The organism is Aliiglaciecola sp. NS0011-25, from assembly GCF_040370605.1.
Classification (GTDB): Bacteria; Pseudomonadota; Gammaproteobacteria; order Enterobacterales; family Alteromonadaceae; genus Aliiglaciecola; species Aliiglaciecola lipolytica_A.
Genome location: NZ_BAABWR010000002.1, coordinates 76510 through 98564, shown reverse-complemented (window position 1 = coordinate 98564; position 22055 = coordinate 76510). Strand labels below are relative to the sequence as shown.

General features: G+C 39.9%; 16 protein-coding genes and 3 tRNA genes. 4 read left to right on the top strand and 15 right to left on the bottom strand.

Translation table 11 applies throughout. The features are described from left to right. The first annotated feature begins 20 nt into the window (after positions 1-20). Complete coding sequence (ansA, locus tag ABWV72_RS02285; RefSeq protein ID WP_353368492.1) at positions 21-1034, top strand: asparaginase; 1014 nt, start codon at positions 21-23, stop codon at positions 1032-1034. Positions 1035-1055: 21 nt separating this feature from the next. Here ansA and ABWV72_RS02280 read toward each other — a convergent pair whose 3' ends face one another. The 10 genes from ABWV72_RS02280 to malQ form a co-directional block, all read right to left on the bottom strand. Beyond that, on the bottom strand, positions 1056-3866 hold the full coding sequence (locus tag ABWV72_RS02280; protein ID WP_353368490.1) for a DUF349 domain-containing protein: 2811 nt from the start codon (positions 3864-3866) through the stop codon (positions 1056-1058). Next, positions 3856-4137: a YeaC family protein gene (locus ABWV72_RS02275; RefSeq protein ID WP_216046465.1), complete on the bottom strand. Its 282-nt coding sequence runs from the start codon at positions 4135-4137 to the stop codon at positions 3856-3858. The genes ABWV72_RS02280 and ABWV72_RS02275 overlap by 11 nt, the downstream gene beginning before the upstream one ends. After that, positions 4137-4463, bottom strand: coding sequence for a hypothetical protein (locus tag ABWV72_RS02270; RefSeq protein ID WP_216046464.1), 327 nt, complete (start codon positions 4461-4463; stop codon positions 4137-4139). Before ABWV72_RS02270 ends, ABWV72_RS02275 begins: the two co-directional genes overlap by 1 nt. An 82-nt stretch (positions 4464-4545) precedes the next feature. Next, positions 4546-6219 (bottom strand): alanine/glycine:cation symporter family protein, encoded by a 1674-nt coding sequence (locus tag ABWV72_RS02265; RefSeq protein WP_216046463.1) that lies wholly within the window; start codon positions 6217-6219, stop codon positions 4546-4548. Positions 6220-6283: 64 nt separating this feature from the next. Then, positions 6284-7411 carry a M14 family metallopeptidase gene (locus ABWV72_RS02260; protein ID WP_353368656.1) on the bottom strand — a complete coding sequence of 376 codons (1128 nt, stop codon included), beginning with the start codon at positions 7409-7411 and terminating at the stop codon, positions 6284-6286. Positions 7412-7629: 218 nt separating this feature from the next. Next, positions 7630-9075, bottom strand: a complete 1446-nt coding sequence (locus tag ABWV72_RS02255) for a glyceraldehyde-3-phosphate dehydrogenase (protein ID WP_216046462.1) — start codon at positions 9073-9075, stop codon at positions 7630-7632. A gap of 247 nt (positions 9076-9322) precedes the next feature. Beyond that, complete coding sequence (gene msrB / locus ABWV72_RS02250; RefSeq protein WP_353368486.1) at positions 9323-9715, bottom strand: peptide-methionine (R)-S-oxide reductase MsrB; 393 nt, start codon at positions 9713-9715, stop codon at positions 9323-9325. Between the two features lie 30 nt (positions 9716-9745). After that, positions 9746-11821 (bottom strand): glycogen debranching protein GlgX, encoded by a 2076-nt coding sequence (glgX, locus tag ABWV72_RS02245; RefSeq protein ID WP_353368484.1) that lies wholly within the window; start codon positions 11819-11821, stop codon positions 9746-9748. A 4-nt stretch (positions 11822-11825) separates the two neighbouring features. Beyond that, positions 11826-14009 (bottom strand): 1,4-alpha-glucan branching protein GlgB, encoded by a 2184-nt coding sequence (glgB, locus tag ABWV72_RS02240; protein ID WP_353368482.1) that lies wholly within the window; start codon positions 14007-14009, stop codon positions 11826-11828. A gap of 73 nt (positions 14010-14082) precedes the next feature. Next, entirely contained in the window at positions 14083-16278 is a 2196-nt protein-coding gene (gene malQ, locus ABWV72_RS02235) for a 4-alpha-glucanotransferase (protein ID WP_353368480.1), read from the bottom strand. A 451-nt stretch (positions 16279-16729) separates the two neighbouring features. Between malQ and gap the strand changes: the two genes are divergently transcribed. Further along, positions 16730-17725 (top strand): type I glyceraldehyde-3-phosphate dehydrogenase, encoded by a 996-nt coding sequence (gene gap, locus ABWV72_RS02230; RefSeq protein ID WP_216046457.1) that lies wholly within the window; start codon positions 16730-16732, stop codon positions 17723-17725. 151 nt (positions 17726-17876) lie between these two features. Then, complete coding sequence (locus ABWV72_RS02225; protein WP_216046456.1) at positions 17877-18719, top strand: D-hexose-6-phosphate mutarotase; 843 nt, start codon at positions 17877-17879, stop codon at positions 18717-18719. 132 nt (positions 18720-18851) lie between these two features. On the opposite strand, the gene ABWV72_RS02220 is transcribed toward ABWV72_RS02225, so the two are convergent. The 5 genes from ABWV72_RS02220 to dnaQ form a co-directional block, all read right to left on the bottom strand. Further along, positions 18852-18928 (bottom strand) — tRNA-Asp (locus tag ABWV72_RS02220). A gap of 25 nt (positions 18929-18953) precedes the next feature. Further along, a tRNA-Asp gene (locus ABWV72_RS02215) sits at positions 18954-19030 on the bottom strand. 24 nt (positions 19031-19054) lie between these two features. Continuing rightward, positions 19055-19131: transfer RNA gene (locus tag ABWV72_RS02210), tRNA-Asp, on the bottom strand. A gap of 211 nt (positions 19132-19342) precedes the next feature. Then, positions 19343-20755 (bottom strand): TIGR03503 family protein, encoded by a 1413-nt coding sequence (locus ABWV72_RS02205; RefSeq protein ID WP_502902109.1) that lies wholly within the window; start codon positions 20753-20755, stop codon positions 19343-19345. Between the two features lie 31 nt (positions 20756-20786). Then, on the bottom strand, positions 20787-21503 hold the full coding sequence (gene dnaQ, locus ABWV72_RS02200) for a DNA polymerase III subunit epsilon (RefSeq protein ID WP_216046455.1): 717 nt from the start codon (positions 21501-21503) through the stop codon (positions 20787-20789). 73 nt (positions 21504-21576) lie between these two features. Between dnaQ and rnhA the strand changes: the two genes are divergently transcribed. Beyond that, positions 21577-22035, top strand: a complete 459-nt coding sequence (rnhA, locus tag ABWV72_RS02195; RefSeq protein ID WP_216046454.1) for a ribonuclease HI — start codon at positions 21577-21579, stop codon at positions 22033-22035. Positions 22036-22055: the final 20 nt, after the last annotated feature.

Sequence of the window (22055 nt, the reverse complement as noted above, 5' to 3'; positions counted from 1 at the left end):
ATTAATAGACATAAAAAATAATGACTCACACTAAAAAACGAATTTACGTGGCCTATACTGGCGGCACAATTGGTATGCGCCCTTCATCCCATGGTTATGTTCCAGTCTCTGGTTTTTTGACCGAGACCCTTAATAATATGCCTGAATTTCATCGCCCTGAGATGCCCGAATTTACGATTCAGGAGTATCACAGTCTAATCGATTCTTCAGACATGAGCCCCCATGATTGGCAAAACATCGCCGATGATATCAGTGCTAACTATGCCGACTATGATGGTTTTATTATCTTGCATGGTACTGATACGATGGCATATACGGCTTCAGCGCTATCCTTCATGTTAGAAGACTTAGGCAAACCAGTGATTGTGACAGGCTCGCAAATTCCCCTTGCTGAATTGCGTTCAGACGGTCAAGTAAACCTGTTAAATGCCCTTTACATCGCGGCTAACTACCCTATTTCCGAAGTATCATTATATTTCAATAACCGTCTGTTTCGTGGAAATCGTAGTCGCAAAGTTGACGCTGATGGTTTTGACGCTTTTGGCTCACCAAATTATCCAGAACTACTTAGAGCGGGAATCGATATCGAACTTATTGCTGGGAAAATCAGCCAAGACAGCCAAAAAGTAATGAAGGTCAGCCCTGTAAATGCACAACCCATAGGTGTAGTAACCTTGTATCCGGGGATCAGTGCAGAAGTCATTAGAAACACCTTACAGCAACCAGTCAAAGCGTTAATTTTATTGAGTTATGGTGTCGGTAATGCACCGCAAAACCCGGCGTTGTTAGCACAACTCAAAGAAGCCCAGCAGAACAATATTATTGTACTAAATTGCACACAATGTTTTAGTGGTAAAGTGAACATGAGTGGCTATGCAAACGGTCATGTATTGCGTGAAGTTGGAGTGGTGTCTGGACATGATATGACACCAGAAGCAGCATTAGCGAAACTACATTATCTGCTCAGTAAAGAGCTTCCAGTGGAAGAAATAAAACGTCAATTAATAACAAATTTGCGCGGTGAATTAAGTTAATTCACCGGCCAATTTTTGCATTTAATTGATAAAGTGGGATTTTACCCGTTCGAGTAACTGCCGATCTTTATCACTCGCCTCTGCAGCTAATTTCCCTTGTTGAATAAACTGTAATAGTAATGTGTCTTTATCTAGCTGTTCACCGTGTTGTAACTTATCGGTCATCATTTGTAACTGCAGATTTCTACGCAATTGAGAATCCTCTTTTGGACTTTCTTCAGATCCAAGAATCTCCAACAAAACTGCAATTTGGTTACGGTTAAAATCAGTCGCTTTATCACTAAGGTAAGCTTGTCTCCATGCTTGGGGTAACTGCTCTACTATGTCTTTAGTTTCTTGCTCACTGATTGAGCCGCCTAACAATTCGAATACGTTATCTAACATTCGGCGCTGCTTATCACTAGTCACCGATCGTTTTTTGCTGGCGAGTTGTTTCTCAATTTTGATTAATTTACTGCTAAGCGACTTTAAGACCTGTTCATTATCATCAAGACTGGCTCTAAATTGCTGCAATTGTTCAACTACTTTCTCAATAGCAGATAAACTGTCGGCACCATCTGCTCCTTGTTGAATCCCCTGCAAAGCAACTTCAGCTTCTTCAATGCCTTTTTGCAATGCTTGTTTATTGTTGTTTTGAATGGCATTGCGTTTTGCAAATAACTGGTCATTAACATGTCTAAATTGTTTCCATAATAAAGCGTCTTGTTTGCGACCAGCATTACCGATTTCTTTCCACTGATGTTGCAGCTTTTTGGCTTGCTCAATTGCTTCATTAATATCTTCATGGGTAAGCAACACCTGCGCTTTGCTAATTAGCATTTGCTTAGATTCTGCGTTGTCATGGTGGAATTGCTGAATTTGCGCTTTTAGTGGTTTGAGTGCATTTGAATATGCCTCATTGATTGTATCTAAAATCTTATAATCCACTTTACCAATACGCTTCCACTGCTGTTGAATTTGACTGACTTCTTCTTCTATTGCACTGACTGATTTCTCTTCAGTTTGCAATAATTTGCAGCGCTCGATTAATGCTAACTTTTGCAGTTCATTGTCTTTGCGTTGAGACTCCATCTCAGCGAAATGTATGCGGCAAGGTTCAAATGCTTTTTCAATCGCCATATCAAAGGCTTTGTTAAGAATAGTGTCCGCCTCTGAGTCTGTATTGCCGAGACTATTCCAAGCACTTCTTAGGCGTTTAACCTCCGCGACTTGTTGTTCAACAGGCAATGGATGCAAAGCAATAGTTTCGGCTTCTTTGAGCACTGCAGGTTTACGAGGTTGAGCAATGTACTGCTGCCAATCTTTTAGATTTTCAACTTGTTCTTTAATTGCTTGGAGTTGACGGCTAACAATATGTTGATTGCGTTCAGGAAGTTGCTCATACCAACTTGTGACTTTTTCATACAAGCCCATTGCAGCATTATATTTACCTTGGGAAATCAGTCCGTCGATGGCTCTTAACTTGGCTTTACAGCGATTTTCGTTCTGTTTTACATCATCTAAAAGCTTTTTTAATCCCGCGTTAAACGCTTTACGGCAATCCTGCCACTCAACTTCAAGTTCCTTAGGCCAACCTGAACCGTAAGGCGCAGACAACGCTTTCCAATATGATGTTTGCTCAGTTAAATACTCTTTAGAGGCACTAATCTGGCTTATATCTGTAGGCGGCTTGAGACGTTTAAATTGCTCAATAAACTCTTTACCAAGAGTCACCGCTTTTTTAAATTCAGGCAAACGTTCTAAGGTTGAACGGCATTGAATAATTTGTGAAGAAATAGATTCCCAAATTCGTTTTAGTGCAATATCGTGGGATAGTTCAGGAAATATTATAGTTAATTGTTGCTGACAATCTTGCAAAGCATGTTCATAAGCTTCCACAGCCCCAAGAGTTACCTTTTCCACATCTTGTGACAACTCTTTATTCGCTTCAGCTAAAATTAAATTCACTTTTTGTGCAATTTTTTCTAGCTGTGCATTAAGCGCTTTAAATTGCTCTGCTGCTTCGAACTTGGGTGCTAATTGTTGAATTAAGCCGGTGACTTTGTGGCTAATCTCGTCGAAGCGCGTATTTAATTGCTCTTTTGTTTCGTCTTTTAAACAAGCAAAATCTTGTTGCAGAGCAGTAAATGAATCCGTCAGTTCTCGGTTTTGTTGTTTGATTAATGCATAGTCAGATTTATCTTTTAACGCCAATAAACGAGACAGTACTAATTTTGCGTCTTTCTCAATTTCTAAGGGCTTGAGTTTTGCTTCTTCGATTTTTTGAAGCTTACTGGTAATCGCGTCTTTTACTCCACTAAAAGCCGTTCTTTTTAACGCTTTATTTAGAGTAGCCTCATCATCTATCAATGCCAATAAACTCAGTTGTACCTTTTCATTATTGCTATTGATAAATTGTTGTTTGGTGACATGGGGCTTATTTAGCTTGTTTAATACCTTGAGCAATAAACCAGACTCATCATTTTTAACCGATGGTAATTGCAGCAGCTTTTCCAACAATGAATTACTTTTGCATTCAGCAATAAATCTTTGTCTTTCCTGGTCGGTGATCAACAAATCACCTTGTTCAAACAAAGCATTTTCCACTGTGATCTGTGCCCGTTTCTTAACCCGTTCAGACTTGGCTGTTTCAGCCATTTTACACCACAGCGCGAAACTATTTAGTCGCGTTAAAGCAGCCAAACTTACATTTGGATCTTCGTCATTAAAGGCGAGCTCGTGTAATTGAGTCTTATGTTGAGATTCTTCTGGGATTAAGTTTGCAATTGCTTGGATTCTAACTTGCGGATTAGGATCCTGATATTTGGGTCGAAAAAAGTGTTTAAAAATCATCCTGCTTGAACCGTGCTATGCTGCTTTGTGGAGCAAACTGCTCTTTAAGTTGTTGACGGCTTTTATGATTAATTTGGCCATCAGCATTTAACGTCATATGTTGATCAAGTTTTAAAACTTTAACCTGATACATCATAACCGCTTGCATGCTGCTCTCTCGTTGGCTTTCTGTCAAGGGCAAACCATCAAGCCATTTTCCCGTTTCCACTGCTTGTAGCAGCTTTTCATAGGTATCTTTTGTCATTGACGACACTAACGCATCTATACTCACTAATTAGCTCGCTTTATAAAAATTAATCGAATTCGATTGACCACGTACCAAACAAAACCAGTAACGGAAACGGCAATCGCCATAGTATGTTGCAGGTCACCGGGTTGCGCACCACCCCAATACATAAAACCAAAGCCAGCCACAAACATCAACATCGCCAGCAAAGACTGGTTTTGTATACTGTGTTGTTTCTTAAATTTGTTTAAATTCTTTTTTCGTAACAGATCTTCAGCAGATGCATCGCCCACCGGAAAATCACAATGGGAACAAGTATCCGCTTTATCGGAAATTTTCTTATTGCACGAAGGGCAGTCTATCAGTGCCATATTTATACTCCAAATACACGTTGACGGTAGTTTTACCTCCGTCAACGCTACACAAATCGATTATTGCTTATATTTTACTAAATCAGGATTTATTTTCTTTATTAAATCTTTCCCAATAATCCTTAACCGAACTTTTCATCTCTTTACTGAGCATTAAAATACCAAACAAGTTCGGTAAAGTCATGACAACGATAGCGACACTTGCCAATGTCCAAACTAACTCAGTGTCTGAAAATGAAGCCCAAACAAAACCGGCAACATAAACCACTCGGTATGGCATTACTGAGCGCGGCCCGAGTAAATAAGTCATTGCCCTATCACCATAATAAGACCACGCGATGGCAGTCGAAAAGGCAAACAACAGTAGTCCAACAGAAACTATGTATTGGCCAAAATCACCGAAAAAGCCTTTAGTAAATGCAATAGTGGTTAAGCGCGCCGAGTGTACCAAAGATTTCCCGGTTAAAATCAAGTTTTCTTTTACAATGCTGCCATCCACTATTTTGACTGAGCCGGTGAATAAATCTTCGTTTCCACCCACGGTAAACATCACATCTTCAGCCAAAGAACGAGCATGAATAATCGTAAAACCACTACTCACCGCTTTGCCAGATACAACTTGAATATCACCATTGTATTTTTCAACGCTTGAACTACCGATATTATTTAAATAGTGGTACAAGTTTTCTCTGTCTTGTGGATCTTCTTCAGAGTAACTACCCGCGACTATTTCTAAACTGGAGCGTTCGAATTGGTTGATATGTTTATCTTTCCAAACACCAGAAGATAAAATAACGAGACCGGTCAAAGTACAAATAACGATAGTATCGATAAACGGCTCTAATATTGAAACCATACCTTCAGACACAGGCTCTTTGGTTTTTGCTGCCGCGTGAGCGATGGGAGCTGAACCTTGACCCGCTTCATTGGAAAATAAACCACGATTCACACCTCGGTTAAATGCATACGCAATAGAAGCGCCTAAGAAGCCTCCCGTTGCTGCTGAACCAGTAAACAAATCTGAGAATATTGACGTAAATGAAGGTCCGATATTTTCTAAATTGGCGAAGATTACGGCTAAAGCTCCGATTAAATAAATCAGCGCCATAAAAGGCACAATTTTAGATGTAACCGCTGCTATACGTTGAATTCCACCTAAGATGACTAACGCAAGTAGAATCCCTAGTACACTACCAACAATCCAAGGTTCAAAGCCGAAGGTCTCTTCAATACTAGTGGCAATACCATTACTTTGCGGTAAATTACCTGTACCGAAAGAACTGATTACCGTTGCAATCGCAAATGCCACCGCTAACCACTTCATATTGAGACGTTTATCCATGTAATACATGGGGCCTCCAGCCATAGTGCCATCTTCGGTTTTTTCGCGATATTTATGAGAAAGGGTCACTTCAACAAATTTGGTAGTCATACCAAAAAATGCAGTCGCCCACATCCAAAACAATGCTGCTGGTCCACCGAGGAAAATAGCAAATGCTACACCACTAATATTTCCGGTACCGACAGTACCGGATAAAGCTGTAGTTAAGGCTCTAAAATGACTGGTATCACCGGGAGAATCATCACTATCAAACTTACCGGTAACCACTTTCCACGCATGCTTAAAATAACGTATTTGCGGAAAACCTAGAAAAATTGTAAAAAACAGACCTGTTCCCAACAAGATAAATGGAAACAGAGCATTGCCCCCTAAAAAACTATCTAATAGCTTTAAAAAATCATGAAAAACTTCCAAACGACTCCCCTTTTTTTATTGTTATATCGTGTTTAATACAAGTTTCTAATTGTGTTTTATTTCACTAACGTAAATCATCAATCACAGCATTCACGGCTACGAGTAAATCTTCACCTAACTGTTTGCATCTTTCTGGAGACCAGCCATAAGCCGCATCTGGCAAAAGCGCATTATCTTTAAATGGCATTTCCAAGGTATAAGCTAAACAATCATATAATTGTCCAACCGCATTAGTCGCCACTGTCATATTACCTTCACCAGGTGCATCTTTGTCGTAACCAAACTCATCTTGGAATTCCGGTGTGACCGTTAAAAAAGCTGACTTAAACGCATTTTCTAACTTTTCGATTCTTTTACTGTAGCCGGGATTTCCTTCAGCACCGGCGACAAAATTATAAGGTAACGATTCGTCTCCATGAATATCTAAAAACAGATCTACCCCTGTCTCACGCATTTTCTGCATAACCAAAAAGACTTCAGGGCTTTTTTCTAAACTAGGAGATTGCCATTCTCTATTCAGGTTTGTGCCAACTGCATTAGTGCGCAAATGACCACGAACGGAACCGTCTGGGTTCATGTTAGGCACAACGTAAAATATTGCTTTGTCTAGCAATCTTCTGGCCACTCCGTCATCAGGATCGAAAAGACGCATTAATAGCCCTTCAATTAACCATTCAGCCATGGTTTCGCCGGGATGTTGTCTTGCTGTTATCCAAACTACGGGTTTTTCTTCTTCGGCTTGCCCTATTTCTAACACTGACATGTCGCGACCATCCAATGTTTCACCTAAATGGTGCAATTGACAATCGTCATTCACTTGGGCGTTAGCTAATAAATCTAAATGTCGTTCGTAACTGTAGGGTGCAAAGTAAGCAAAGTAGGTGTGTTTATGCTCTGGGGTGAAGGAAATAGTTAGATTGTCACCATCAAAGACACTGTCGACTCTAAACCATTCCTGTCGGTCGTAAGACGCTACAGCTTGATAACCTTCCCACCCTTCAGGATAGGCGGATTTAGCCAAGTCACTAATTTTAATCTTATGCTCTAAAAAGGAAGTGGAATCTAATTTAAAATGAAACCATTGATAAAATTCAGACTGGTTGTCATTTCTTATTTGTAATTCGATTTGTTTTGGATTTTCTGCGTTGATTACGACGATATTGCCAGAATCAAAATTGCTGCTTATATTCACATTCAGACTCACTGATATTTTAACCGACATCAATCTACCATAATCTGATAAAAAATGGGTTAGGCTGAACCACTAATTTAGATAAAAAAATCAAATTGGCTCATAAATATAAATAACTAAAAGAGAAGTATTTCGCGCGGGGATATCGAGTAAAACAGCTTGCCGCCCTAATCAAATGGACTTTCTGACCAAAACGGCAAATCTGTGTATTTAATTTTTTAAGCTGGAATTGTTGGGTAAGTTAAACCTGCCATAGCTTGCACTACGCGCATAACCTGACAACTATATCCAAACTCATTATCATACCAAACATATAAGGTAGCACGATTACCTGCAACGATAGTGGCTTGCGAATCAACCACTGATGCTGCTCGTGAACCAACTAAGTCAGTAGATACAATTTCAATAGATGAAGTAAAATCTACCTGGTGTTGCAATGAAGAAAACAATGAAAGGTCGCGCAAGAAATTATTCATTTCCTCTTTATCTGTCGACTTATTCAAATTTAAATTCAAAATAGCTAGAGATACATTTGGCGTTGGTACACGTATCGCGTTGCCGGTTAATTTACCTTCTAACTTCGGATAGGCTTTGGATACGGCCTTTGCTGCGCCTGTTTCCGTAATAACCATATTTAATGCTGCACTGCGACCACGTCGCTCTGCTTTGTGGAAATTATCGATTAGGTTTTGGTCATTGGTAAATGAGTGAACCGTTTCAACATGACCGTTTTCAATACCAAACTGCTCATCTAAGGCTTTTAATACTGGTGTAATAGCGTTAGTTGTACAACTAGCGGCCGACAGAATAGTATCGTCGCTGGTAATATCACTATGGTTTACACCGTAAACAATATTTTTAACGTCGCCTTTTCCTGGTGCGGTCAAAATAGCCTTTTTAGTGCCTTTCGCTTTTAGGTGTAGACCTAAACCGTCGCGGTCACGCCAAATACCCGTATTATCAATGACAATGGCATCTTTTATACCAAATTGAGTGTAATCAACACTGTCTGGGGAGTCTGCGTAAATAACTTGAATAAATGAACCATTCGCTTTTATAGCATTGCGTTCGTGGTCAACTGTTATGCTGCCACTAAATGGACCATGAACAGAATCTCTGCGTAGTAAGCTGGCACGCTTTTCTAAGTCACCGTCTTTTCCGCCACGAACGACAATGGCTTTTAGGCGTAACTTATTGTTTTTACCTTGACGCTCAATAAGCAATCGAGCCAACAGTCTTCCAATTCGACCAAAGCCGTATAAAACCACGTCTTGAACTGGGTGATTATCTTGCTTTCCTGCAATACTAACTAGCTGTTCATCTAAGTAGGACTTGATGTCCATATCTTTAAATTTATCATCGTGATGATATGCGTAAGCTAATTTACCTAAATCAATGTGTGCAGGTGCTAATTGAAGCTTGCTCATTTCTTCTAGAATTGGCCAACTTTCTCTTAGTCGAAGTTTATCACCTGTATGACGTCTAACTTTACGGTGAGATTTTATAATGTCGATAGCGCTGGCACCTAACATAGGTCTTCCAAAAATCGAGATTTCAACAGCGCTGTCACGATATAATTTACCAAGTACAGGCTGCATCAATTCAGCGTATTCTTGACGCTCTTGCCAACTGCCCATGAGTTCCTGTTCAAACTGCTGATTCATTCTTTACTACCCTAATTTGTTAATAGCATCAAAAAACGCGGGTATTCTAAAGGTAGTTATGCATATCACCAAACTGGTATAAAGTTTCAATTTTTAGACAAAATAGTAATGAAAGCAGGTATTGAATGTAATTTTACCTCATAAATTTCCGTTATGAAGGAGAACAACGCCTTATGCAGGAAATTAGCTAGGAATTCCTGTAAAAATATTACAAAAATTATTTCTAACTATTTTAAAAAACTGCGATTTATTCCGCTTTTTCAGGGGAAAACCTAACGGAAATAGAATTAACGCAATATCGTTGCCCTGAAGGTGCTGGTCCATCTGGAAAAACATGACCTAGGTGAGCATCACAATTTTTGCACACTATTTCGATACGCTGCATGCCCAAAGTGTTATCTTCATGAAATGCAACATTATCGTGTTTAGTATGGGCAGAAAATGAAGGCCAACCACAACCTGAATCAAATTTGTCTTCAGAAGAAAAAAGAATACTGCCACAACAAGTACAGGTATAGTCCCCACTCTCTTTATTATGTAGCAACTCACCAGTAAAGGGTCTTTCAGTGCCTTTTTGACGGCATACTCTATACTCTTCTTCGCTTAACTTTTCTCGCCATTGCTCATCGGTTAATTTCATCACTATCTCCAAAGTAAACCTTAATACTGATTAATTACAGCTTCGTTTAAATACAGTAACACTTCGATAAGCTTGCAGGAATACATTCGATATTTTGGTTTTAGGTTGTAACGAGGGCTTCTTGTATCGCGTATCAAGTTCTAAGGTCCAAATTCCGCTTGGTAATTGAAAACGTACATCATGATCGTAGGTATTAAAAATCATCAACAAATGTTCGTCTGTATGTTTGGGGCATCCTTTCAATTCAACTGCAAAAGATTGTTTATGGGGATCTTGCCAATCAGAATCCAATTTATTTTCACCATCCGGTCGATACCAGTTTACTTCATCAACGTTATGGTGAAGGTTATACTCATCATCTTTTAACGCCAAGTCAGTTAAAATAATGCTGCTTTTTCGCAATGCTATCACTTGTTTACAGAATGCTAAAAAGTCTTGTTGTAATTCGTTTAATTGCCACTGAGACCAATTTACTTCGTTATCCTGACAGTAGGCGTTATTATTCCCTTGTTGTGTGCGGCTCAGTTCATCGCCGCCTAGCACATGGGGAATACCTTGGGAAAGTATTAAGGTCGCGAATAAATTACGTTTTTGTTTTTCGCGCAAAGCTATAATATTTTCGTCCTTTGTTGGCCCCTCAACGCCGTAATTAGCAGATAAGTTATGTCCATGACCATCTCGGTTATCTTCTAAATTGGCTTCGTTATGCCGACTCGAATAGCAAACTAAATCATGTAACGTAAATCCGTCATGATAAGTCACATTATTCACTGACGAATGAATTGAGCGCCGACCTTTTGGAAAAATATCTCTAGACCCTAATAAGCGAGTTGCAAATTCGCCGGTTAAACCGACATCACCTCGCCAAAAACCTTTTACCGTATCTCTGAACTTGTCGTTGACTTCTTGCCAGTTGGCAGGGAATTCTCCCAAACGGTAGCCACCATGGCCAATATCCCAAGGTTCAGCTATCAACTTAACGCCGGCTAAGATGGGATCTTGGCGCAATGTGGTTAAAAAACCTGAAGTGCTTGAAAATTCATAAGGATCTCGCCCTAACCCAGCGGCCAAATCAAATCTAAAGCCATCCACGCCCATATAACTAACCCAATACCGCAATGCATCCATCGCCATCTTCATGACATAAGGTGAAGCCGTATTGACACTATTGCCGCATCCAGAATAATTGACGTAATGCTCGAAATTCCTAAGATCGTGTTGATCTTTTTCAAACAGATAAAAAGACGCATTATCAAATCCCTTAAACGACAATATTTGGCCATCAAAGCCCCCTTCCGCGGTGTGATTAAATACCACGTCCAAAATTACCTCTAATCCCGCTTCGTGGTATTTGTTCACTAAGGTTTTGAATTCAGCAATAGGGTTATCAATGGCATAGCGCATCTCAGGGCAGAAATAATTAATTGGATTATACCCCCAATAATTTGTCAGTCCCTTTTCAGTAATATAAGGCTCTGGCATAAACGCCATAACAGGTAAAAATTGTACGGCTGTAACCCCCAGTTCTTTTAAATGCTGAATAATTGCTGGTTGGCAAGCACCAAGATACGTGCCTCTTAGGTTTTCAGGAACATCGGGATGGAGTTTTGTCAGGCCCTTAACATGGGCTTCGTATATGATAGTTTCACTCAACGGAGTGCGAGGTCTTTGGTGGTCGTCGGTTAAAGGCGGATTATTATCAGCCACAACCACACACTTGGGCATCATTAACGCGCTATCACCTTCATATTTTTTGCGGTTCCAATGTAGCGCGCGATTTAATTGCTTTGCGTATGGATCGATCAATAATTTTTCTGGATGGAAACAGTTACCATTACAGGGTTTGTTCTCGCCTTGGGTGCGATAGCCATATAACTGGCCTGCTGTAACACCTTCGATATGGCCGTGCCATACTTCACCCGTTTTTGCTTTCAATTCAAAATATTCTATTGGTTCTTCAGTGTCTTGCTTAAAAAGACAAAGCAACACTTGTTGAGCATTTGGACTGTGGACTGCAAAATTACAGCCCGTTTCTGTTAAAGTCGCACCTAAAGGAAGGCATTCACCTTCGCTTACTGAAAAACCATGTTGTTTTGAATTAGCCAAATTTTCACTCTGTTATCTGTAACATCAATGTAGCCAAAGGAGGCATATTAATACGAATAGAATAAGGTTGATTATTCCATTTTACCGCTTCGGATTGTACATTTTTAAGTACTTTGTAACCACTACCCCAATATTTTTTGTCGTCAGAATTAAGTATTAAATGGTATTCACCTTCTTCAGGAACCCCTACTCTAAATTCATCCCTTGGTACTGGCGTAAAGTTACTCACCGCAATCACCGTTTGCTGCCCATTTTTAGACTTTCTCAATAACGAAAGCATAGATTGCTCAGCATTCCCATGATCGATCCACGCGAACCCATCAGGGTCATGGTCACTTTCATATAGCGCTGGATAAGTGCGATATAGGTTATTTAGATCTCGATACAAAGATTGAATGCCTTTGTGTTTATCAAAATTAAGCAAATCCCATTGCAATGAAGCGTCATGATTCCACTCAGAACTTTGGCCAATTTCATTGCCCATAAAATTCAATTTTTTACCTGGGTGGGCATACATAAAGCCAGCATAGCATCTTAGATTGGCGGCTTGCTGCCATTCATCTCCAGGCATCTTTCTTAGTAATGCCCCTTTACCATGCACTACTTCATCGTGGGAGATAGGAAGAACAAAGCTCTCACTAAAGGAATAAACCATACTGAAGGTTATTTCACCATGATGATAACGTCGGTAAGAAGGGTCTTTACTGATGTAATGCAACGAATCGTGCATCCACCCCATATTCCATTTAAACCCAAAACCTAACCCACCTTCGAATACGGGTTTAGACACTTTAGGAAACGAAGTCGACTCTTCGGCGATGGTCATTGCCCGAGGGAACTTCTCATAAACCGCTCTATTCATCCATTGTAAAAAGCTGATCGCTTCGTAATTTTCGTTTCCACCATCAACATTGGGGACCCATTCACCGTCTTTACGGGAATAATCCAAGTACAACATTGATGCTACAGCATCTACGCGCAGTCCATCAATGTGGAAATGCTCTATCCAAAACAATGCGTTGGCCACCAAAAATTGACGCACTGTATCTTTACCAAAATCATAGATACAAGAGTTCCAATCTGGATGCCAGCCTTTACGCGGATCTTCGTACTCGTAAACATGAGTACCATCGAAACGAGCTAATCCGTGACCATCTTCGGGGAAATGCGCCGGTACCCAATCGATTATAATGCCAATACCATTTTGATGGCATTTATCTACGAAAAATTTAAAGTCGTCGGGATCGCCAAATCGACTAGTGGGTGAAAACAAGCCTACAGGTTGATATCCCCAAGAGCCATCGAACGGAAACTCAGAAATCGGCAATACTTCCAGATGAGTATACCCCATGTCTTTCACATAAGGGATAAGGTCATCGACCAATTCGCGGTAACTTAAATAGGTTTTATCTGGATCAGTTGGTCGCTTCCAGGAACCTAGATGCACCTCATAAATACTCATTGGCTGTAAGTATTTATCTGCTTTTGATTGCTCTATCCACTCAGCGTCATTCCATTGATAATCATTTTGATTAAATATAATTGATGCGTGAGATGGATACTGTTCAGCACTAAAACCCACAGGATCAGCTTTGTGAGGCAGTTGATTGCCATTCGCATCTTTAATTTGATATTTATATCGTTGGCCGGCAGATAAACCTGGAATAATTAAAACCCAATAACCCATTGACGTTTTTTGCATCGGATGGCAACTGCCATTCCAATAGTTAAAATCACCAATAACAGATACAGCCTTAGCGTTAGGCGCAAAGACCGCAAATCGAGTTGCCTCTATTTTTTTATCCAGTCCAACGTCTAAAGATATTAACTGTGCCCCCAATTGCTGATACACATTTTCAGGGGCATGATCAACATAGTGCACCGCATGGAATGCTTGTTCTTGAAACTGATAAGGGTCTATAAGGTCATAGGTAGTTTCTTTAGTTTCCACTTTCAAACCATAAACCAAATCTTCTTTGACCTTTTTAAACTGACCACAAAACAAATCTGTTTTGTTTTTTCGCTTTAGCTTGCCAACGTTTTTTCCAGAATCTAAGTCAAACACACTGACATTTTTTGCTCCGGGTAACCAAACATTAAATTGGGTTATTTCTTCAATGGTTTTTTTACCTAAAAATTCAAATGGTTCAGTACAATTAGCTTGCTTTAATTCTTCTTCTATTAACATTGATTCGCCTTATGGGTTAACGTCAGTTCAAAATATAGAACCTTAACCGTTTAAGTAAAGTATAATTACAGAATTACTTTGCGTTGTCTCTAGCCTTCGTTAGCTTTTTCGCTAAAAGCACAATATCGGGATCAGAGAATATTTGCTCTAAATCCTGATTTAGTTTGCGCTTCCAGTTTGGATATTCTTTGAAAATACCAGGTATGTTGACAGGTTTATCCATTTGTAACCAGTCTTCAAGTTGCAAACTGAGTAATGCGCTAGACCCAGTTGCCATATGCACCTGCATGTCATAGTTTAACTCTTTGCTCATACCAAGATGATCTACTTGACGATCCATCCATTCGGGAATGGCATGGTGTCCATGCAGACTATTCAAGATTTGCTGCTTATTACTGTGTCTACTGGCATACAGCCCCGACAATATTTCCTCAGTAGGATACAACCCCAGTTCTTTGCCAAGTTCTAAATCGTGACAATGCCAATATCCCGACAACGTTGGCATATCATGGGTGGTTAACGTTGACATAGATTGAACCGGATAATCTGATGGAGAATAAAAACCGCCGTCTTTAGCTTGTTCAAAAAAGAACACACGGTAAGAGTAAACACCGTTATCAGCTAATTTACTGCGGATTTCTTCAGGTACGGTTCCTAAGTCCTCACCAATGACTAAACTTTGATGACGCTGGCTTTCAAGGGCTAAGATACCTAATAAATCATCTACAGGATAATAAACATAGCCGCCATCTTTTGCATTGTCACCTTTTGCTACCCACCACAAACGAAGTAACGCCATCACGTGATCAATTCTTAACGCTCCGGCAGACCTCATATTTGAATCAAACAAATCAATAATAGGTTGATATTGCTGATGATAGAGTTTCTCTGGATCCATTGGAGGCAAGCCCCAGTTTTGTCCTAACGGACCAAGCACATCAGGCGGCGCGCCTACGCTAGCATCTGTGCAATACAAATCTTTATTTCCCCATATCTCTGCGCTGCCTTCACTCACACCAACAGCCAAATCACGATAAATACCAATAGACATGTTATTTTGTGTTGCGACTTGATTAGCTGCTTCTAGTTGCAGCGCGGCTTGCCATTGCAAAAACAAGTAAAATTTGACACGTTTTGCATTCTTTTTAACAAATTTAGATACCGCTGGCGACTGAAAATCAGCATATTCTTTGGGAAAAACAGGCCATCCCCAAGAGGGTTTTCCTTGGTTAGCCAAGTGCTCTTGCAAAGCATCATATGTGGCTAACATTTGCAGACTATCCCCCCCCTCTTTCACAAACTGTTTAAAGGCTTTATTCTGCTTAGTATTTTTACTTAAAAAGTGGCTATTTTGATTATCAAATACACGCTCAAGGGCACCTAATTTTAATTGAGTGACCGCTTCGTAATCCACATATTCCAAACTGCGCACATGATCTAGGCGCGATTGAAATTCTGCATTATTCACCAATTCTTGTACATCAGGACAGTTATAACCATCAATAGCTGTCACATCTAGATATATAAAATTAAGCCAACGTCTGGAAGAAGGTCCATAAGGGCTGCACGCATCTGGATTTGCTGGATAAAGTGCATGAATAGGATTCAAACCAATAAACTGTGCACCGTTTTTAGCAGCAGACGCAATCAATTGAGCCAAATCAGAGAAGTCTCCAACGCCCCAGTTATTTTCGCTTCGAAGGCAGTAAAGCTGTACGCTTAACCCCCAGACTTTGCGGCCATCTAGAATCGATTGAGGATGATAACAAGAAGAAGGTGCCATTATCATTCGCATTGCTGCAATCTGATCACCGTCATCCGCCAACAGTTTGAGTTGATGGTAACCTAGTGGTAAAGAATGATTTAGTTTAATTAGGTATTCTTGAAACTCTATATCTTCAATAATAGTCGCGTTGATTAAATCACCATCTATAGGTACAAACTTTTGTTGTAATGTACTTTTGTCTTCACAGTCGATGGCGATGACAAAGTCATCATTAACTAATTCTATTGGAAGCCTAACCGTAATAAATAACTCATCCGTATCACGATTTACTTGAACTGGATTAAGTGGAGACATCCAAATTTGTTGAAACTCTGTTTCTACCTGAGCGATTAACGATTCCTCGTCATCAACTTGGTAACCCATGGCGCTCAATAATTTGCGTTTACTTTGTTGTTTAACTATTTCGGGTTTGCCCCATGCATCAATGTAGTTCGATTCTACACCTTTTATATCTACAAGCTTGTCGATAAGAGGAGAAGTCATGCCGCTTTGTGTCCTATTAATATAGTACTTTGACGAGTTTTAAGAATAGCCTCGTCTCATATAAAACTGAAATTTTACTTAATAAGTGGTAAATGTGCGTTGATATATTGTCAATTTTTTCATTTACTACCTAAGTAGCGAATTTAAAGACTCACCATCATGCTTGATTAAATCCCTATTCATTGATCTTCAAAGACTATTAAATAGAACTTCGTTTCTCAAGTCTATATGAAGTTAACAGACCAACAAGGTACTAATTTTACCCCACAGACTCTGTTATGATGGTGTCTACATTATCCGTCATAATGTTAATAAATCGTTATTGAATACGTTTGCAGTGAATATATCGTAATAAAACAACAAATTTCAGGGTTTTTTTTGCCTTATAGGCAATTATGATCCATAATTTTTGTAATTATCTTACAACCAAATGTGAAATTGAGGAACCTTCATGGCAATCAAAATTGGAATTAATGGCTTTGGCCGAATTGGACGGTTTGTATTTAGAGCTGCATGCGAACGCTCTGATATTGAAGTTGTAGCAATAAATGATCTTCTAGATCCTGATTATATGGCTTATATGCTTCAGTATGATTCTACGCACGGAAAATTTAATGGCACTGTTGAAGTAGTTGACGGTCATCTAGTCGTAAATGGCAATACAGTACGCGTAACTTCAGAGCGTGATCCTGCTGACCTTAAATGGAATGAAGCGGATGTTGATGTGGTAGTGGAATGTACAGGTTTATTCCTTACCGATGAAACTGGACGTAAACATATACAAGCCGGCGCTAAAAAAGTGGTCTTTTCTGCACCGTCTAAAGATGCGACTCCTATGTTTGTTATGGGTGTTAATCATGAGACATACGCAGGTCAGGACATTGTTTCTAACGCCTCTTGTACAACCAATTGTTTAGCGCCATTAGCAAAAGTACTGAATGATAAGTTTGGTATTGTTGACGGTCTAATGACCACTGTTCACGCAACAACAGCTACGCAAAAAACGGTAGACGGTCCATCGCACAAAGATTGGCGTGGCGGACGTGGTGCAAGTCAAAATATTATCCCATCTTCAACTGGTGCTGCTAAAGCAGTGGGGAAAGTAATTCCTGCATTGAACGGTAAATTGACCGGAATGGCATTTAGAGTACCAGTGGCTGATGTTTCAGTAGTTGATTTGACAGTTAATTTAGAAAAGCCAGCTACTTACGATGAAATTTGTGCCGCAATGAAAGAAGCTTCTGAAGGTGAACTAGCCGGAATTTTAGGTTACACCGAAGATGCAGTGGTATCGCAAGACTTTATTGGCGATGTTAGAACATCTATTTTTGATGCTAAAGCCGGTATTGCTCTAACCGACACTTTTGTAAAAGTCGTTTCATGGTACGACAATGAAATTGGCTACTCCAATAAAGTGCTTGATTTAGTGGCTCACATCAGTAAATAAGTTTAATAAAATTTTTAAACGTAATAAAGCGACCTTATGGTCGCTTTTTTTATGTTATTCCAATCTACTTTAGTTAATAATTCTTATAGATCATATTATTACCCATCCCAAGGGTATTAATAATTACAATGTTTAAAATAGGTATTTGAGTATGAACACACCATCTAGTATCTCCACCAGTAAAAGAGGTGAGAACGATATATTGGAAATCAACAATGATTTTGCGAAAGCGACAATTTCTTTATTTGGTGGGCATATTCTAAGTTACATTCCCAAAACAGATAATATAGACAGACTTTGGGTCAGCGACGCTGCGATATTTGATAACAAAACAGCAATACGAGGTGGGATTCCAGTATGCTGGCCTTGGTTTGGCGATGGGCATAAACAAAATAGAGATGACCTGCCCGCTCATGGATTTGTCCGCAACCAAATTTGGTCTTTGGACTCAGCCGAAGAAAATGACCAGGGTACACAATTGGTATTGACGCCCAAATCCACACAAGGGCCTGGATGGGCATTTAAAACCACTTTAAAACTCAAGGTTACTGTGGGTAAAACCTTGGTGCTAGAATTGATTACACGCAACATGGACGCTGAAGATATTCATCTTGGGTGTGCACTACATACGTATTTTAGTGTGGACGATATTGATGGGGTAACGCTAGCCGGATTAAGCGGTCCCTATTTAGACAAAACTCAAAACTATGAACAATTTGAAACACCAGAAACCTACCGAATAAAAGAAGAAACCGATCGTGTCCATTTACATCCAGCGGTATTGGTTGAAATCAACAATGGCCATCATATCAGCGTACGTTCAACAGGACACGACAGTATTGTAGTTTGGAACCCTTGGAAAGATAACTGCCTAAGGATGAAAGACATGCAGCCGGATAGCTATGAAACCATGATTTGTGTTGAAACAGCTATTACACAAGGCAAAATACTTAAAAGCAAAGAAGAAGTTATTATCAAGCAGCAAATAATTTAACTAACAGACTGGTAAGTAATGTTGTTGCTAAAAGGATTTGAGACTAAAACGGATTTAATATTAGAAAGGATTGTTCTTAGGTGTAATTGTGCTTAGATGTGATTGTAACTAGATGTCTAGTGTTGTTTTAAATGGCGGAGTGGACGGGACTCGAACCCGCGACCCCCGGCGTGACAGGCCGGTATTCTAACCAACTGAACTACCACTCCGCATTTTAAAACAGAACAAATTTGCTGGCGGAGTGGACGGGACTCGAACCCGCGACCCCCGGCGTGACAGGCCGGTATTCTAACCAACTGAACTACCACTCCATTCGCAAATTTTCTTCAATATGTTGGCGGAGTGGACGGGACTCGAACCCGCGACCCCCGGCGTGACAGGCCGGTATTCTAACCAACTGAACTACCACTCCGCTGACCTATTGAAGCGCTGTTAACTAGTTTTGTATAACCCCCTAGTCAACCGCGGCGCAGATAATAAGGGTTCACTATTGGCGAGTCAACCAGTTTTTTCGTATATCCTAACCTTATCCATCTATTTGTTTTAATTTTGTGCAAAAGTGTCGAAGTTGCTCAATAATTACACGCCATTTATCGACCTACGGCGATAACGCATTTATTGGTTTAATCCTTTTTGGGAATAGAAAGATCGATAATTCCGCTTTCTTCACTATTCTCCTTGTTTGGAGTAATTTCTGGCTGTTGAACGTTTTTCTTCGAAAACTTATTTTTAATTTTATTAAGCATACCGACTTTTTGACTTTCAACTTGGGTGTTTTCTGGGTCTTTCGGTTTTTTAGGCGGTTTTAAATATAACCACAAAGTCACACAGCCAATAACAATGATGATGAAATTAATTCCGATAATTAGCCCCCAGAACATCAATTGTGACATTTGCTGTTCTTCAGGCTCTGGTTGACTAGATGGCGGAGATTGTTCTAACTGTGAGCTTGCATCAATATTATTTTGACCATCAGCCCCAGTCGTTTGCATTTGCGGCTCAATTACCACCTCAGGTTCTTCTACTAAATATGTATACTCTGGTACATCTAAGATGAAGTCCCGACCACTTTTGGTATTGCCATAAGCAGTTAGTTTGATGCGGTAGACGCCAGACTCATAATTAACAATTAAATATTCTCGTGCATTTGGCGTTTGTTCTGTTAATGAAAAGTTTTGTACATCACCATTTGGGAAACGTACTTTGCCATCAATCAACAGCGAATTCATATCTACGTATTCTCGCTCAGCATCAATCACCAATTTGTGATATCCATCCCCTCCTCCATCTTCGATCATACTAATCTTTATTGGATTTGGATAAAGCATCAGCGGCGGATCAACCTGTTCTCTGGTGAGCATGGGGGTATTTACCACAAACACCGGTGTCCACTCACCGTTGGCTACCGATAAATTAAATTGTCCAGTAAAGACTCCGTCTAGCGGCGTTTCATCCATACCGCGACCATTATCTTCAAAGGTCGCAATAGTCGCGACTTCAGCACCAAAATTATTGTAGTTGGGATTATTTGTACTTACAAATTTGATTTCCAAGGAAACAACATCGCGAAATTCAGTGCTGTCAATAGGTTCACCGCCATTGGTTAATTGCGCGCTTTGCTTTAAGATTTCCCCTGAAAATAGCACATCAGGAAGCGGTTTTGCGTGAAGTTCAATATCGGTTATCACCATCACTCGGCTATCAGGCAATATTTGCCCTACAGCCTGCCATGGACCGGGAGTGGGATTTTTGATGTTGACCAGATCATAAGTCGCCGCGTCATACCAAAAAATATTCTCGCCATCGGCGTCCGCTTCAAATATTTTTGAGCCATCGGGTTTTACAAGAACAACAGGAGCGCTGCCAAATTCACGAAAAAATACCATTGTGATTTCATCTACTTGGTAATCTATCCGGAAGCGATTTTGCAATAGCTTTATACTATTGTGATATTGATCACCTAATTCATGAAGTGGTTGCTGATTTTCTGCCGCAGGGGTTTGGGCATAAATTTGAGTTATGCTAAAAAGTGACAGCAATACAATTGCTGTCCAATGACCGATTAACTTAATTTGGCTGACGCCAGATACAAGAACCACTGCTGTCCTCTACAAGTTTTAAACGTGCTTGATGTTGTTCTAATTCATCGGCAGATGCTTGAATAACCTTGAATGGTTTTCGGTTTGGATCTAGACGTTGAATGATGTTTGCATTGTTATTGTTATTTTCATTTGCTTTATTGCCACTTAAATTTAAATCTGTTTGCCCGCCGGTCATCAACAAATAAACATCAGCCAGAATTTCTGAATCCAGCAAAGCGCCGTGCAATTCACGATGGGAATTATCTATTCCATAGCGCTTACAAAGAGCATCCAAATTATTTTTTTGCCCTGGATGTAACTCTCTGGCCAAGGCTAAGGTATCCAGAACAGTACAGATTTCTCTGCTTTTAATTGGGTTGATAGCATTCATCAACTGAAATTCATGATCCATAAAGCCGATATCAAAAGGCGCATTATGAATAACTAACTGGGCACCACGAATAAAATCAACGAAGCCTTGGCATATTTCTCTAAATTTGGGTTTATCTGCGAGAAATTCATTCGTTATACCGTGAACTTCTATGGCTTCTGCTTCTACAATACGTTCTGGATTTATGTACACATGAAAATGGTTGCCGGTAAGTTTACGGTTAACGAGCTCAACACAACCTATTTCAATTACCCTGTGACCCTGTTTAGGATCGATACCGGTAGTTTCCGTATCTAAAACGATTTGACGCATTTATATCAACTCAAGTGGAATTAGTAGTAGCAATCATTATACTTGCCTGTAACTTTAAATCACGAATATTTCCATGAAGCATATTACAATTTATACAGATGGCTCTTGTCTTGGTAATCCTGGCCCTGGCGGTTACGGTGCAGTTCTTAAGTTTAATCAGCATGATAAAGAAATAAGCCAAGGCTTTAAGCATACAACGAATAACCGTATGGAGCTATTAGCCGCAATCGAAGCCTTGAACACCCTCACAGAGCCTTGTCAGGTGACGCTCACTACCGATAGTCAGTATGTTAAAAACGGCATAAATCAATGGATAAAAAACTGGAAGAAAAATGGCTGGCGCACGTCAGACAAAAAACCAGTTAAAAATGCAGATTTATGGAAGAGACTTGATGAGCAAGCGCAAAAACATACGATAAAGTGGGAATGGGTCAAGGGACACTCAGGACACCCAGAAAACGAACGCTGTGATGTGTTAGCCAGAACCGCTGCCGAATCCTCGAATTTACTGGAAGACAGCGGTTTTCAATAACCTAATGCGAATTGTCTAAG

Coding starts and splice junctions, on each gene's coding strand:
- ansA (WP_353368492.1), top strand. CDS start 21: ATGACTCACACTAAAAAACGAATTTACGTGGCCTATACTGGCGGCACA.
- ABWV72_RS02280 (WP_353368490.1), bottom strand. CDS start 3,866: ATGATTTTTAAACACTTTTTTCGACCCAAATATCAGGATCCTAATCCG.
- ABWV72_RS02270 (WP_216046464.1), bottom strand. CDS start 4,463: ATGGCACTGATAGACTGCCCTTCGTGCAATAAGAAAATTTCCGATAAA.
- ABWV72_RS02255 (WP_216046462.1), bottom strand. CDS start 9,075: ATGAATCAGCAGTTTGAACAGGAACTCATGGGCAGTTGGCAAGAGCGT.
- msrB (WP_353368486.1), bottom strand. CDS start 9,715: ATGAAATTAACCGATGAGCAATGGCGAGAAAAGTTAAGCGAAGAAGAG.
- glgB (WP_353368482.1), bottom strand. CDS start 14,009: ATGTTAATAGAAGAAGAATTAAAGCAAGCTAATTGTACTGAACCATTT.
- malQ (WP_353368480.1), bottom strand. CDS start 16,278: ATGACTTCTCCTCTTATCGACAAGCTTGTAGATATAAAAGGTGTAGAA.
- gap (WP_216046457.1), top strand. CDS start 16,730: ATGGCAATCAAAATTGGAATTAATGGCTTTGGCCGAATTGGACGGTTT.
- ABWV72_RS02225 (WP_216046456.1), top strand. CDS start 17,877: ATGAACACACCATCTAGTATCTCCACCAGTAAAAGAGGTGAGAACGAT.
- dnaQ (WP_216046455.1), bottom strand. CDS start 21,503: ATGCGTCAAATCGTTTTAGATACGGAAACTACCGGTATCGATCCTAAA.
- rnhA (WP_216046454.1), top strand. CDS start 21,577: ATGAAGCATATTACAATTTATACAGATGGCTCTTGTCTTGGTAATCCT.